This window comes from Pontixanthobacter gangjinensis, assembly GCF_009827545.1.
Taxonomy (GTDB): Bacteria; Pseudomonadota; Alphaproteobacteria; order Sphingomonadales; family Sphingomonadaceae; genus Pontixanthobacter; species Pontixanthobacter gangjinensis.
The window spans coordinates 2,033,530-2,046,289 of sequence record NZ_WTYS01000001.1; the positions used below are offsets into that span (position 1 = coordinate 2,033,530).

General features: G+C 55.5%; 13 protein-coding genes and 1 tRNA gene. 5 read left to right on the forward strand and 9 right to left on the reverse strand.

Features of this window, described 5'->3' with window-relative positions; all coding sequences use genetic code 11:
- Positions 1 to 81: 81 nt before the first annotated feature.
- The 4 genes from GRI36_RS09620 to tkt are packed head-to-tail and all read right to left on the reverse strand — an operon-like array spanning position 82 to position 4,954.
- Entirely contained in the window at positions 82 to 720 is a 639-nt protein-coding gene (locus tag GRI36_RS09620; protein ID WP_160599163.1) for a 2OG-Fe(II) oxygenase family protein, read from the reverse strand.
- Positions 721 to 724: 4 nt separating this feature from the next.
- Positions 725 to 1,924 carry a phosphoglycerate kinase gene (locus GRI36_RS09625; protein ID WP_160598270.1) on the reverse strand — a complete coding sequence of 400 codons (1,200 nt, stop codon included), beginning with the start codon at positions 1,922 to 1,924 and terminating at the stop codon, positions 725 to 727.
- Positions 1,925 to 1,934: 10 nt separating this feature from the next.
- Positions 1,935 to 2,942: a type I glyceraldehyde-3-phosphate dehydrogenase gene (gap, locus tag GRI36_RS09630; RefSeq protein WP_160598271.1), complete on the reverse strand. Its 1,008-nt coding sequence runs from the start codon at positions 2,940 to 2,942 to the stop codon at positions 1,935 to 1,937.
- 14 nt (positions 2,943 to 2,956) lie between these two features.
- The gene (gene tkt, locus GRI36_RS09635; protein WP_160598272.1) at positions 2,957 to 4,954 is read right to left on the reverse strand and encodes a transketolase; all 1,998 of its coding nucleotides are present in this window, start codon (positions 4,952 to 4,954) and stop codon (positions 2,957 to 2,959) included.
- 251 nt (positions 4,955 to 5,205) lie between these two features.
- Between tkt and GRI36_RS09640 the strand changes: the two genes are divergently transcribed.
- From GRI36_RS09640 to GRI36_RS09655, 4 genes are all read left to right on the forward strand, one after another.
- Positions 5,206 to 5,412: a hypothetical protein gene (locus GRI36_RS09640; protein ID WP_160598273.1), complete on the forward strand. Its 207-nt coding sequence runs from the start codon at positions 5,206 to 5,208 to the stop codon at positions 5,410 to 5,412.
- Positions 5,409 to 6,110, forward strand: a complete 702-nt coding sequence (zapA, locus tag GRI36_RS09645; RefSeq protein WP_160598274.1) for a cell division protein ZapA — start codon at positions 5,409 to 5,411, stop codon at positions 6,108 to 6,110. The genes GRI36_RS09640 and zapA overlap by 4 nt, the downstream gene beginning before the upstream one ends.
- A gap of 212 nt (positions 6,111 to 6,322) precedes the next feature.
- Positions 6,323 to 6,895, forward strand: coding sequence for a 5-formyltetrahydrofolate cyclo-ligase (locus tag GRI36_RS09650; protein ID WP_160598275.1), 573 nt, complete (start codon positions 6,323 to 6,325; stop codon positions 6,893 to 6,895).
- On the forward strand, positions 6,895 to 7,113 hold the full coding sequence (locus tag GRI36_RS09655; RefSeq protein ID WP_160598276.1) for a DUF2842 domain-containing protein: 219 nt from the start codon (positions 6,895 to 6,897) through the stop codon (positions 7,111 to 7,113). Before GRI36_RS09650 ends, GRI36_RS09655 begins: the two co-directional genes overlap by 1 nt.
- Before the next feature lie 101 nt (positions 7,114 to 7,214).
- Here the strand turns inward: GRI36_RS09655 and GRI36_RS09660 are convergent.
- A tRNA-Asp gene (locus GRI36_RS09660) sits at positions 7,215 to 7,291 on the reverse strand.
- 207 nt (positions 7,292 to 7,498) lie between these two features.
- Between GRI36_RS09660 and GRI36_RS09665 the strand changes: the two genes are divergently transcribed.
- Complete coding sequence (locus tag GRI36_RS09665; RefSeq protein WP_160598277.1) at positions 7,499 to 7,939, forward strand: hypothetical protein; 441 nt, start codon at positions 7,499 to 7,501, stop codon at positions 7,937 to 7,939.
- A 12-nt stretch (positions 7,940 to 7,951) separates the two neighbouring features.
- Here GRI36_RS09665 and GRI36_RS09670 read toward each other — a convergent pair whose 3' ends face one another.
- From GRI36_RS09670 to thyA, 4 genes are all read right to left on the reverse strand, one after another.
- On the reverse strand, positions 7,952 to 9,265 hold the full coding sequence (locus tag GRI36_RS09670) for a dihydrolipoamide acetyltransferase family protein (protein ID WP_160598278.1): 1,314 nt from the start codon (positions 9,263 to 9,265) through the stop codon (positions 7,952 to 7,954).
- Positions 9,266 to 9,268: 3 nt separating this feature from the next.
- Complete coding sequence (locus tag GRI36_RS09675) at positions 9,269 to 10,267, reverse strand: alpha-ketoacid dehydrogenase subunit beta (RefSeq protein WP_160599164.1); 999 nt, start codon at positions 10,265 to 10,267, stop codon at positions 9,269 to 9,271.
- Between the two features lie 56 nt (positions 10,268 to 10,323).
- Positions 10,324 to 11,628 carry a 3-methyl-2-oxobutanoate dehydrogenase (2-methylpropanoyl-transferring) subunit alpha gene (locus GRI36_RS09680; protein ID WP_160598279.1) on the reverse strand — a complete coding sequence of 435 codons (1,305 nt, stop codon included), beginning with the start codon at positions 11,626 to 11,628 and terminating at the stop codon, positions 10,324 to 10,326.
- 109 nt (positions 11,629 to 11,737) lie between these two features.
- Entirely contained in the window at positions 11,738 to 12,694 is a 957-nt protein-coding gene (thyA, locus tag GRI36_RS09685) for a thymidylate synthase (protein ID WP_160598280.1), read from the reverse strand.
- Between the last annotated feature and the right edge of the window lie 66 nt (positions 12,695 to 12,760).

Genomic DNA, 12,760 nt, shown 5'->3' on the forward strand with positions numbered 1-12,760 from the left:
ATGGTCCATGCATACGAATGCACGGTGAATAATCCGCGCCTTTAAACAGCAATTCTGCGCTTCGCAACTACGGGCACCATGTTAGGCGCGGCTAAGTGCAGGCACCAAATTTATGGCTATAGAAACACGAGTGCCGCCTCCGCCAAACGGACGCACGGCATGTTGCAACCAGCTGGGGAACATCACAATCATTCCGGTCTTCGGCCTGATTGATATTTCGTTCGGCTGATGTTGACCGTTTTGGCCGAGAATTCGCAAATCCGGCGCGGTCATGCGGATCATCGGCATTCTCGGATCCTGCAATTGCAGTTCTCCGCCTAATTGCGGACTATCGTCCCCCAAGTATCCATCATCAAGATAAGCGACCGCCGACCAAAAACTGCCCGGATGGGTGTGATATTGGTTCGCGCTGCCCTTGCCACTGACATTGGCCCACATTTCCGGAATCCAGCCAAAACGGCTTTCCTCGGGCGATTTAACATCCACAGTCTGGCTGTCGGCCATCTGCATCGCCTTATATACCAAGGCGCGTGCAGCTTCCCCGCCCCATTCGACCATCTGCGTGTTGGAATGCCAACCATTGATGTTAGAAATTTGGACGCCGGTTGCGTCGCGTTCTTGTTCTGCTTGCACTGCTTTTAAAAGAAGGCGCAAACCTTCCTCGCTGGCTAGGGTGTCAGTAATAAATGGCGTTGAGAAAAGATGGAGTTCCTCAGCCACCATTTTACCCCTTCAGCGCCGAAACGCCGGGCAATTCCTTGCCCTCCATCCATTCGAGAAACGCGCCGCCAGCGGTTGATATATAGGTGAAATCACCCGCCACGCCGGCGTGATTCAGTGCCGCAACAGTGTCACCGCCTCCGGCAACCGACACAAGTGAGCCGTCTTGAGTCAGAGCGGCGGCAATCTTCGCCAAAGCTACGGTTGCATCATCAAATGGTTCCGTTTCAAACGCGCCCATCGGACCATTCCAGACCAGTGTACGGCACGTTTTCAGCACATCACCCAATGCCTCAACCGCCTGAGGGCCTACGTCGAGAATCATTTCGTCAGCAGCGACCTCATGAACATTACAGATTCGCAGGCTCGGCGGGTTCGCAGCAAATTCCTTCGCTACCGCTACATCATAGGGCAAATGCACAGTGCAGCCAGCATGGTCAGCTTTGTCCATTATGGCGTTGGCAGTGTCTGTCAGATCATGCTCGCACAATGACTTTCCGACATCCACACCTCGGGCGGCAAGGAACGTGTTCGCCATGCCGCCACCAATAATCAGGTGTTGGACCCGGCCAACAAGGTTTTCGAGAACTGCCAGCTTGGATGAAACTTTTGCCCCGCCTACGACCGCTGCCACAGGTTGCTCCGGACTTTCAAGCGCAGCTTCCAGAGCTTTGAGTTCCTTTTCCATCGCTCTGCCAGCATAGGATGGCAGGATATGAGCGAGGCCTTCGGTGCTGGCGTGGGCACGGTGCGCTGCGGAGAACGCATCGTTGACGTAAAGGTCAGCATTTGCCGCAATGCCCTTTGCAAAGTCAGCATCATTTGCCTCTTCACCATGCCAGAACCGCGTATTTTCAAGCAGACCGATATCGCCATTGCGTAAAATACCGATTGATTGGTTGACCACCAGGCCCTGCACTTCGGGAATGAACATGACTTCGCGGCCAAGCACATCTTCAACTGCGTCTAGCGTCATACTGACCGACATGGTCGAATTACGCTCACCCTTCGGGCGGCCGAAATGGGCTAGAAGCAGCACTTTCGCTCCGGCATCGGCAAGCTCCAGGATGGTGGGCGCAGATGCCTGAACGCGAGTAGTATCGGTCACCGAACCGCCATTCATGGGCAGATTCAAATCGACGCGGACTAAAGCGACCTTGCCGCTAATGTCGCCAAGGTCGTCCAGAGTTTTGAAGCTGCTCATGCCATATTCCTTAAAGGAGGCCCGCCATCACGCCTGCAGTGTCAATCATGCGGTTGGAAAAGCCCCATTCATTATCGTACCACGATACCACGCGGCACAGTTTGCCTTCCATGACCGAGGTTTCGAGGCTGTCGATGGTCGAGCTGGCGGGATAGTGGTTGAAATCGCTGCTCACCAGCGGCTGATCAGTGAAATCGAGCACGCCTTTCATCGGGCCATGCGCAGCCGCCTTCAACGCGGCATTCAACTCGTCTTTGGTAGTATCACGGCCAGGCACGAAGACCAGATCAACAAGCGAGACATTCGGTGTCGGCACACGAACCGAGCTACCGTCCAGCTTACCAGCCAGTTCAGGCAGCACCAGACCGACAGCACGCGCAGCGCCGGTTGTGGTCGGTATCATATTCTGTGCGCCACCGCGGGCACGGCGCATATCGCTATGCATCTGGTCGAGCATACGCTGGTCATTGGTATAAGAGTGGATAGTCGTCATAAAACCGCGTTCGATACCGACGAGATCGTTCAAGACCTTAGCCACCGGAGAGAGGCAGTTTGTGGTGCAACTTGCATTGGAAACAATGACATCGTCTGACGTCAAGATGTCGTGATTGACACCGTAAACGATTGTCGCGCTCACGCCGCCAGCTGGGGCCGAGATCAGCACCCGCTTTGCACCAGCATCCAGATGCGGCTTTGCTGCATCATGCGACTGGAAGAACCCGGTGCATTCCAGAACGATGTCGACACCCATTGCGGCATGCGGCAAATCGCCAGGATTGCGCTCGGACGTGACCGCGATTTTCTTGCCGTTAACGGTTATGCTGTCGGAGTCCGCCGAGACCGTTCCAGGGAAGCGGCCATGGGTTGAATCGAACTGAAAAAGCAGCGCATTCGCTTTGGCATCGGCCAAATCGTTAATCGCCACCAATTCAAGATCGTGATCGCTACGCTCCAAAATCGCGCGTGCCACCAGACGTCCAATGCGTCCAAAACCGTTGATTGCAACCTTAGTCGCCATGGAAGAACTCCTGCTTAACCATTGAGTTTATTAGTAATTTGCGGAACAATCGCGTCCACAGTGAAACCGAATTTCTTGAACAAATCGTCGGCCGGAGCCGAAGCACCAAACCGGTCGAGACCAATGTTGATACCATCAATACCGGTATAACGCTCCCAACCGAAACTGACCCCGGCCTCAATCGAAACTTTCAACGCATCGCCGCCCAGCACATCTGCGCGGTAGGCTGCATCCTGCGCATCGAACAATTCGGCACAAGGCATCGACACGACATCTGCGCCAATGCCCTTAGCTTCAAGCGCTTCAGCGGTTTCAGCCGCCAGTGCCACTTCGGAACCCGTTGCGATAAGCACGACCTTGCGAGCAGCCTTTGCCGAGCGGAGGCGGTATCCTCCTTTGGCAGAACGATTGGTTTCTGCCGACCAGCTGTCATCCCCTTCACCGCGCAATTGCGGAAGGTTCTGCCGCGACAGTGCCAAAATCGAAGGTGTCGACGAAGTCTGCAACGCGAGCGCCCAGCATTCAGCAGTCTCAACTGCATCACAAGGACGGTAAACGTTGAGGTTTGGCACAAGACGAAGGCTCATTACCTGTTCGACTGGCTGATGCGTCGGTCCATCTTCGCCAAGGCCGATGCTGTCATGCGTCATCACATAAACAACCCCGATTTGCTGCAGCGCAGACAGGCGGATCGCATTGCGGCAGTAATCACTGAAGATCAGGAACGTACCGCCGTACGGGACAACGCCGCCATGCAGCATCATACCATTCATCGCAGCAGCCATGCCAAATTCGCGAATGCCGTAATACATATAACGGCCGGAATAATCATCGGCGCCAAACGGCAGTGTGCTCGGCGTTTTGGTATTGTTCGAACCGGTTAAATCCGCCGAGCCGCCGATCAATTGCGGCAGTTTTTCGGTCAACGGTCCAAGCGCCATTTCAGAAGATTTTCGCGTCGCGACATTCTTCGGATCAGCCGCTAAGCTCTTGATATGATCGGCAATTGCGGGACCTGCGAGGTCGGAAATGCTGCCAAGGCGCGACTGCAATTCTGCCTTTTTCGCAGAACCATCAAGCCGGGCCTGCCAAGCGCCGTGCTCGGTCTTGCCGCGCTCTCCAGTGGCATGCCAATCGGATAGTATATCTGATGGAACCACAAACGGCTCAGACGTCCAGCCCAAAGCCTCACGAGCGCCGGCAATTTCCTCCGCTCCGAGCGGTGCGCCGTGCGTGGCAGAAGTGCCTTGTTTGGTCGGGGCACCTTTTCCAATAACTGTTTTGCAAGCGACTAGGGATGGGCGTTCATCCTCCATCGCTTCTTCGATTGCACGGCTGATATCGGCGAAATCATGGCCGTCGCAGCTCACAACGTGCCATCCACCGGCCGCATGACGAGCCTTTACATCCTCGCTAGTCGAAAGGTCCGCAGCGCCGTCAATCGTGATATTGTTGTCGTCCCATAACACATTGAGCCCGCCCAGCTTCAAATGACCGGCAAGCCCGACAGCTTCGTGGTTGATGCCTTCCATCAGGCACCCGTCACCAGCAATGGCCCATGTCCGGTGGCTGACGAGATCATCGCCGAAATGCGCGTTTAACTGGCGCTCAGCGATCGCCATGCCGACTGCCATCGCCACGCCTTGCCCCAATGGACCGGTGGTGCATTCAACGCCATCGAGTAGAAAATTCTCGGGGTGCCCCGCACACGGACTACCCAGCTGGCGAAAATTACGGATGTCATCCATCGTCGGCTGCGCATAACCTGACAGGTGCAGCAGCGAATAAATCAGCATTGACCCATGACCAGCTGACAAGACGAAACGGTCACGGTCAGCCCAATCAGGCGCGGAAGGATCAAATTTTAAATATTTCGACCACAGCACTGTCGCGACATCGGCCATGCCCATCGGCATGCCGGGATGTCCGGAATTGGCGGCCTGGACTGCGTCCATCGAAAGGGCACGGATGGCATTGGCCATGGGTGCCATGCGGGACGGATCGAGGCTCATTCGGGAAGCTCCTGCCGGAAGTGTTTTATGGCCGAATTGCTGGCGCGTTGGCCTATTGATTCGGTGTGATTCGAGACGGTGGAAGCCTTCGCGGAGAGACTGCATCAGGTCAAGGACAGTGCGCCACATCTTCCCCGTTCTTGTGCGCGTCCCTCGCTCAAACTCTGTCCCCGCCTTACGAATTGCGCGAAACTGTCAACAAGACGCCGCAAACCTTTGCGCCCACTGGGCAAATGCGATAAAAACACGGTATGACCGAGGAACGAATTGAAATCGCAGTGAAGCGCATTGAAGCTGCGCTGGCCAGAATTTCCACTGTAGCGGATGCCTCAAGCCCTGAGCCAGCAGCACCGCAAGCCGACGCCTCGGCGTTGGCCCAGAAGCATGAAATGTTGCGCAAAACAGTATCTAGCACGTTGAATGAACTTGATGAATTGATCGGGGAGCTTGGCCAATGAGCGAAGTCAAACTGTCAATCGCCGGGCGGGATTACACCGTTGCCTGCGCCGAAGGTGAAGAGGCGCATGTTATAAGCCTGGGCGGGCTTATCGACGAAAAACTGGGCCAATTGAGAGGAAGTCTTTCTTCGAGCGAATCCCAGAACCTCCTGTTCGGCGCGCTTTTCTTAGCCGACGAATTGCATGAGGCGCGGAAGACTGCCGCAAGTGCGACAGCGAAATTGGAAGCGCAATCCGGAATTGTTGCAAATGCCGAGCGCGAGGCCAATCTCGCCAAAGGAAAGCAAGACGATCTCAAACTCACGGTTGCTCGCCTCGAAGAAGAACTCGACGGCTTACAATCAGCGCAGCAGCGCCAATCGGCAGAAGCGAACGATATACGTATCGAATTGGAGAGTCTGCGCGAGAAAACCGATGCGGCAATTTCTGAAAAAGAAACGCTAGCCTCGCAAGTGGCTCAATTAACGCGCGAACGTGACACGTTGATTAAACAAATCCAAAGCAAGGACCTGCTCCTTGAGCGGGCCAACGCCTTGGTACAGGAAAGCAAAGCCAGAGCTGCTCCAGTTTCAGCGCAAGTATTGGCAAGCAGCGGCGACTTGGCGGGTGACCCTGAACTGGCACCATCATTGGAACGATTCGCTGATCTTTTAGAAAATTGTGCGGATAAGCTTGAGAGCAAGGCTCCGGCCTCCTAGATAGGAGGAGGCGGGGCTACCCGGTACGAGCCGAAGAACATCGCTGAGGCTATAATTAAATCCTAGGGAGCTGTCCCTGTCCAGAGTAACGGTTCGTCCGGGGCTCTGATGCATATGGCGCCCACCTGACGTTCTGGCGTCGGCGGATATCCGGAGAACGACCCATGGTGGTCTCGCCACTTCTCCAGCGCGGCAATAGGCAAAAATTACAGATGAGCGACAAAGCGAGCCTGAGAAAAGACTTACGAGCCGCTCGAGCAGCACATGTGAAAGCGATCCCGGCAAATGTACGTGCGCTGCTGTTTCGCCAGCCTCCAGCACCGCTGTTGGCGTTGATACCAACGTCGGCTATTATCGGACTTTATCACGCAGGCCGTGATGAAGCTCCCGCAGCCGCCTATGCGCGGTTTTTCTCAGAGTCTGGCCATACTATAGCCTTGCCCCGCTTCGATGGCGACGATGAAGCGATGCAATTTGCTGAGTATGACGATCCATTTGGTGAGAGCGGACTTGAAAAGGGAATATCAGATATAATGCAGCCCACGGGCGATTCTCGTGCGCTGACGCCTGATGTGCTATTTATGCCTGTGATTGGCTTTACCGCGTCAGGTGAGCGTCTTGGCCAAGGCGGCGGCCATTACGATCGCTGGCTCGCAGCGAACCCCGAAACGATAACCATTGGCATGGGTTGGGACAGTCAGTTGATGGATGAACTACCCATCGAACCGCATGACCAGAATTTGACCGCGGTGGTGACCCCCACCCGCTTATACGGACCATTTTGATGCGTGAAGAACCCTCCGCCCGGATCCCTCTTGGAATCTTGGGCCTTCTAGTTGGCCTTACGATTTATGCGATCCTGATCGCGCGCTATCTGCCCGACCTGATCGACGGCTGGCCGACATTGATTCAGACCGTGATCTATCTGATTCTTGGCGTAATCTGGCTGTTGCCACTGCGCCGGTTCCTGATCTGGATGGAAACGGGCAAATGGGGCGAGTAAGCGCAAAGTAGCACTCCACAGAAGGGCGCGTCGTCGGCTCACGACAAACCAATCCCGCAAGTGCGGACTGGTTCGATTTGATGATTTAGGATTTTCCCAAGTGGCGCGAGTGACGAGACTTGAACTCGCGACCTCCGGCGTGACAGGCCGGCGCTCTAACCAACTGAGCTACACCCGCATATTTGGGCAAGCACCGCTTGGGAGAGGCGCAGTTAGGGCAGCTTCCGAATGCTGTCAACGCACAAAAACGCCAAAAATCACGCCGCGCTCATAAGTTCTGCATTTGGCCCAAAAATGCGCATAGCTTTAGGCGCATTAACCATATTTTTTACTCTGTGTGTCATCTGACCTGCACCTCGGTTTTCGAGTTTGGGAGTGTTGCGCGATGCGGTTGGGAATCACAGCAGGCCTGATTGCCTGTGCACTGGCAACAGCCGCTCATGGTCAAATGACCTTGCAGTCCTCGCGTGCGGTCTATGTAGAGCGCGATGCGCCAAATCAAACTGGCAAGATTATCGAACCTGCATCCACTCTGATGCGCGGCGACACAGTTATTTTAATGGTCGAGTGGCAAGCCGGTGCCCAAACACGCGATCTGACAATTTCCAGCGCCGTCCCAAAGCAACTAGCGTTCCAACAAAGCAGCGTGGATGCGTATGCGGTATCCGTTGATGGAGGCCGCAATTGGGGCAAAATCGGCACGCTTCGAATCACAGACCGTTACGGCGAACGCGTTGCATCGGTTGAAGATGTCACGCATCTGCGCTGGCGCATAAATGCAACCCGCGCCAAGGGCAACATTACCTATAGCGCGATTGTCCGCTGAATCAGCGCGGGGTTAGTCAGTCAAAAGCAAGACTGGCGTTTCGACCAATTTCTTAAATTCCTGGATAAAGCTCGCCGCATCGTACCCATCGACAACGCGGTGATCGCAGCTGATCGAGATGTTCATGAGTTTACGCTTCTCAATCCGTTCACCGCCATTACCATCTGGCACAAACATCGGCCGTTCAATAATCCGGTTGGGGCCGATAATCGCAACTTCGGGGCGATTGATAACAGGCGTGGTGGCAACGCCGCCTAATGGACCAAGCGATGTAAGCGTCAGGGTCGAACCCGAAAGCTCATCCGATTTGGCTGAGCCATCACGCGCCGCCCCCGCCAACCGGCCTATTTCTCGCGCTAATTGCCATAAATTTTTCGCCTGAGCGTCGCGAATTACCGGAACCATCAGACCGCCATCGGTTTGGGTGGCAACGCCAAGGTGCACCGAACCGTGCCGCGTTACGATATTGGCCTCATCGTCATACCGGGCATTGATCATCGGGAATTGCGGAATGAGCTTGCAGATGGCCGTAATTATAAGCGGCATCATTGTCAGCTTGGGCTTGTCACCGCGATTGGCGTTCAGATCGGCTCGCATTTCCTCAAGATCGGTGACGTCGACTTCTTCAACGTAGGAAAAGTGAGGAATATTGCGCTTCGATGCCGCCATATTCTGCGCGATGCGCTTACGAAGGCCGATGACTTTTACTGTCTCGTCGCCGCGGCTTGCCGCAGCAGGAGAAAAGCCAGCGCCGGCATTATAAGACAGGAACGCGTCCAAGTCAGCATGACGAATACGGCCATCTTCGGCAGGCTTAACTTCGGCTAGATCAATGCCCATATCTGCCGCACGTTGGCGGACTGCGGGGCTGGCGAGCACTTTGGTGGCTAGTTGAGCCGTATTTGATTGGGCCTTAGCAACCGGCTCCGGAGCGGGTGCCGATGCTGGAATCGGCGTCGGTGTGGGTGCCGGTGCTAATGCTGTAGCTGGCGCAGGATTTGGCGCTTCCTTCACTTCCGGCTCAGCAGCCGCTGCTGGCTCGGCCGCAGGCTCATTCTCTTCGGCAACGGCTTCAGGGATTCCACCTTCGACCTCAACCACAACCAGCATAGCGCCGATTGCGACCATATCCCCTGCTTCGCCTGCAACTTCGACAACTGTGCCCGTAACCGGGCTTTCCATCGGGACCGTCGCTTTGTCGGTCATCATATCGACGATTTCCTGGTCTTCTTCGACCCGGTCACCGACCTTGACGTGCCAATCGACGATCTCAGCTTCGGCGATACCTTCGCCAATATCGGGCATGTTGAATGTGAAACGGCTCATGGCTCAGGCTTTCATAATCTTGTCGATGGCTTCACCGATACGGACGGGGCCAGGGAAATACGCCCATTCAAGGCTATGCGGATAGGGTGTATCGAAACCGGTGACGCGTTCAACCGGCGCTTCGAGGTGGAAGAAGCACCGCTCCATAACCAGAGCGGACAATTCTGCGCCAAACCCGGCAGTGCGCGTTGCCTCATGGACAATCAGACAGCGCCCGGTTTTCTTAACCGACGCCTCGATCGCTTCGATATCGAGCGGCACAATAGTCCGCAAATCGAGGATTTCAGCGTCGATTCCCTTCTCGCGGCACACCGCCTCAGCCACATGGACCATCGTGCCGTATGCGAGCACGGTCATAGCCTCGCCCTCTTGCACAATGCGCGCCTTACCAAGCGGGATTGAATAATGTCCCTCCGGCACGATGCTGTCGCGGTGTTTCTTCCACGGCTCGACCGGCTTGTCATAATAGCCAGTGAAGGGTGCGTTGTAGATGCGTTTTGGCTCGAAGAATATGACCGGGTCATTATCCTCAATTGCCGCAATCAGTAGGCCCTTTGCATCATAAGGTGTTGCCGGGATTACAGTTTTAAGACCTGCCACATGGGCAAATAATGCTTCCGGGCTCTGGCTGTGTGTCTGACCGCCGAAAATACCGCCGCCAAAGGGGGAGCGGACTGTCATTGGTGCAATATATTCACCGGCTGACCGGTAGCGCAAACGTGCCGCCTCTGAAATAAGCTGGTCAAGCCCGGGATAGATGTAATCAGCGAACTGAATTTCCGGCACGGGGCGCAGGCCATAGGCCCCCATCCCCACCGCCGCACCAATGATACCGCATTCGGAAATTGGCGTATCAAAAACGCGGTTCTTACCATGCTTCTCCTGCAGCCCGGCGGTTGCACGAAAAACACCACCGAAATAGCCGACATCTTCGCCCATCACGACAATATCGGGGTCTTCGGTCATCTTCAGATCGAGCGCTTCATTAATTGCTTCGATCATATTGAGACGGCGTTCGGCGCCCGCTTCCGGGGAAGCTTTGTCGTTTGTTTGCGTGCTCACGATCCGGGCCTCCCTTCGGGAAACTTGGTCTCTCGCTCGCGGATCGCCTGCTCGCTTTGCTCCTTCAAATGCCAAGGTAGTTCTTCGAACACATCCTCGAACATCGTGCGGAACGGGTGGTGCAGGCCATGGCCTAGGATGCCGTTCTTCTCAGCTTCTTTGGTTGCGGCCTTAACTTCTTCTGCGCAGGCAAGGTCCATCGCCACCTGGCGCTCTTCGTCCCATTCACCAAGCTCAATAAGATGATTTTTCAGACGCGTTACCGGATCGCCCAGCGGCCATTCTTCGCGCTCTTGTGCCGAACGATATCCGCTGGGGTCATCAGACGTTGAATGCCCCTCTGCGCGATAGGTGAAATGTTCAATCAATGTCGGACCGCCATTGGCACGAGCGCGGTTGGCAGCCCAGCGCTCTGCAGCATAGACCGCGAGCGGATCATTGCCGTCGACCCGGATCCCAGCGAGGCCATATCCAAGCGCGCGCGCTGCAAACGTCGTGCGTTCACCGCCCGCAAAACCCGAGAAACTCGAAATTGCCCATTGGTTGTTGATCACATTCAAAATGACGGGGGCATTATACACTGTGGCAAAAGTGCAGGCGGCGTGGAAGTCACCTTCAGCCGTTGAGCCCTCGCCCACCCATGTCGCAGCGATCCGGCTGTCGCCCTTGATCGCGCTGGCCATCGCCCAACCCACAGCCTGCGGCGTTTGGGTCGCGAGGTTGCCGCTGATCGAGAAGAAGCTGTGTTCCCGGCTCGAATACATGATCGGAAGCTGACGCCCCTTCAGCTTGTCGCCTTTGTTCGAATAGATCTGGTTGATCATTTCAATCAACGGATAGCCGCGCGAGATCAGGATGCCTTGCTGGCGATAAGATGGGAAAATCATATCGTCGCTCGCGAGAGCCATCGCGGCGGATATCGAGGTCGCCTCTTCACCTGTACATTTCATATAAAAGCTGGTTTTGCCCTGGCGCTGTCCACGAAACATCCGTTCATCAAACGCATGCACCATGGCAAAAGAGTGCAGCATCGTCCGCAAGGTATCCGGATCCAGTTTCGGATCCCACGGGCCATGGGCCTTGTTGTCATCTCCCAGAACACGAACGAGATCATAGCATAGCGAACTGGTTTCGATTGCATCGCAAACCTCGTCGGGCCGCGCCTGCGCGCCAGCTTCGGGCACGTGAATATGGGCAAAGTCCACGGGGTCGCCAGGGCGATAGGTTGGTTCGGGAACATGAAGCTCCAGCGCGGGCTTGTTTGCCCCCTTGCCTGCTGCTTCGTCGGGCCGGTTGGCCATAATCCTACTCTCCCCAGAGTGCCCTGCGCTCACATTTTGAGCGAGAGATGCAATCTTACGCGATGGCGTTATTTTATTTCACAAGCGGGCTCGGGTCAAGTTTTGCAGATTAGACTGCAATCGGTGCCTTCAACGCACCTTGCGGCAGATAGTCCGCGACCGTAAAATCCTCGATAGAATAGTCAAAAATTGTGTCCGGCCTTCTGCCAATTTCAAGCCTCGGCTTGCCTTCCGGTCCCCGCGAAAGCTGTTCTTCGACCAAATCTCCATGATTGAGGTAGAGATGGGTATCGCCGCCCATCCACACGAATTCGCCTGGCTCCAGATCGGTTTGCTGGGCAATCATCCGTTGCAATAATGCGGCCGACCACAGGTTGAAAGGCAACCCCAAGGCGACATCGCAGCTGCGTTGATAGAGCGCGCAATTGAGGCGCCCATCGGAAACGTGAAACTGATAGGTTTTGTGACACGGCGGCAGCGCCATCTGGTCAAGCTGGGCGACATTCCAGCCCTCTATAATATGACGGCGGCTACCCTGATTATTCCGCAGCGATTCGATAACTTCGGCGACTTGGTTGATGCCTGGGCCTTTGCGATAGGTGCCATCCGGCTGGTATTGATAGGTAGGCCAGTCGACCCATTGCTTGCCGTAAACGGGGCCAAGCTCGCCCCATCTTGCCGCGAAAACCTCATCCTTGACTATCTTAGCCGAAAACTCTTCGCGGGTTATCTCGCTACCGGTTTCGCGTCGATAGGTCTCGAGCGGCCAATCCGTCCAAATCTGGACATTCTGCCGGCACAATTCCCGAATGTTTGTGTCGCCGGTAAGAAACCACAACATCTCGCGCGTGGCGGTTTTCCAATAAACGCGCTTAGTTGTTAGCAGCGGCATTTTCCCGTCTGCCAGATCGAACCGCAAGATCGCGCCGAAGACGGACTTCGTGCCCACTCCGGTCCGATCGACACGTTCGCTGCCATGCTGCCAAATATGGCGCATCAGATCAAGATATTGCCACTCAGGATGGCGATCATCAGCTTGGCGATTCGGGAAGCCAGGATTGTTCATGCGCTGGTTCTAGACACGGCGGGGGCAGCTTGCCACCCCACCCGGGCATCCGTGACGCAGCCATGC

Bases quoted from the DNA above. Each gene is read 5' to 3' on its own strand.
- GRI36_RS09625 (WP_160598270.1), bottom strand. From the start codon at position 1,924: ATGAGCAGCTTCAAAACTCTGGACGACCTTGGCGACATTAGCGGCAAG.
- gap (WP_160598271.1), bottom strand. From the start codon at position 2,942: ATGGCGACTAAGGTTGCAATCAACGGTTTTGGACGCATTGGACGTCTG.
- tkt (WP_160598272.1), bottom strand. From the start codon at position 4,954: ATGAGCCTCGATCCGTCCCGCATGGCACCCATGGCCAATGCCATCCGT.
- GRI36_RS09640 (WP_160598273.1), top strand. From the start codon at position 5,206: ATGACCGAGGAACGAATTGAAATCGCAGTGAAGCGCATTGAAGCTGCG.
- zapA (WP_160598274.1), top strand. From the start codon at position 5,409: ATGAGCGAAGTCAAACTGTCAATCGCCGGGCGGGATTACACCGTTGCC.
- GRI36_RS09650 (WP_160598275.1), top strand. From the start codon at position 6,323: ATGAGCGACAAAGCGAGCCTGAGAAAAGACTTACGAGCCGCTCGAGCA.
- GRI36_RS09655 (WP_160598276.1), top strand. From the start codon at position 6,895: ATGCGTGAAGAACCCTCCGCCCGGATCCCTCTTGGAATCTTGGGCCTT.
- GRI36_RS09665 (WP_160598277.1), top strand. From the start codon at position 7,499: ATGCGGTTGGGAATCACAGCAGGCCTGATTGCCTGTGCACTGGCAACA.
- GRI36_RS09670 (WP_160598278.1), bottom strand. From the start codon at position 9,265: ATGAGCCGTTTCACATTCAACATGCCCGATATTGGCGAAGGTATCGCC.
- GRI36_RS09675 (WP_160599164.1), bottom strand. From the start codon at position 10,267: ATGATCGAAGCAATTAATGAAGCGCTCGATCTGAAGATGACCGAAGAC.
- GRI36_RS09680 (WP_160598279.1), bottom strand. From the start codon at position 11,628: ATGGCCAACCGGCCCGACGAAGCAGCAGGCAAGGGGGCAAACAAGCCC.
- thyA (WP_160598280.1), bottom strand. From the start codon at position 12,694: ATGAACAATCCTGGCTTCCCGAATCGCCAAGCTGATGATCGCCATCCT.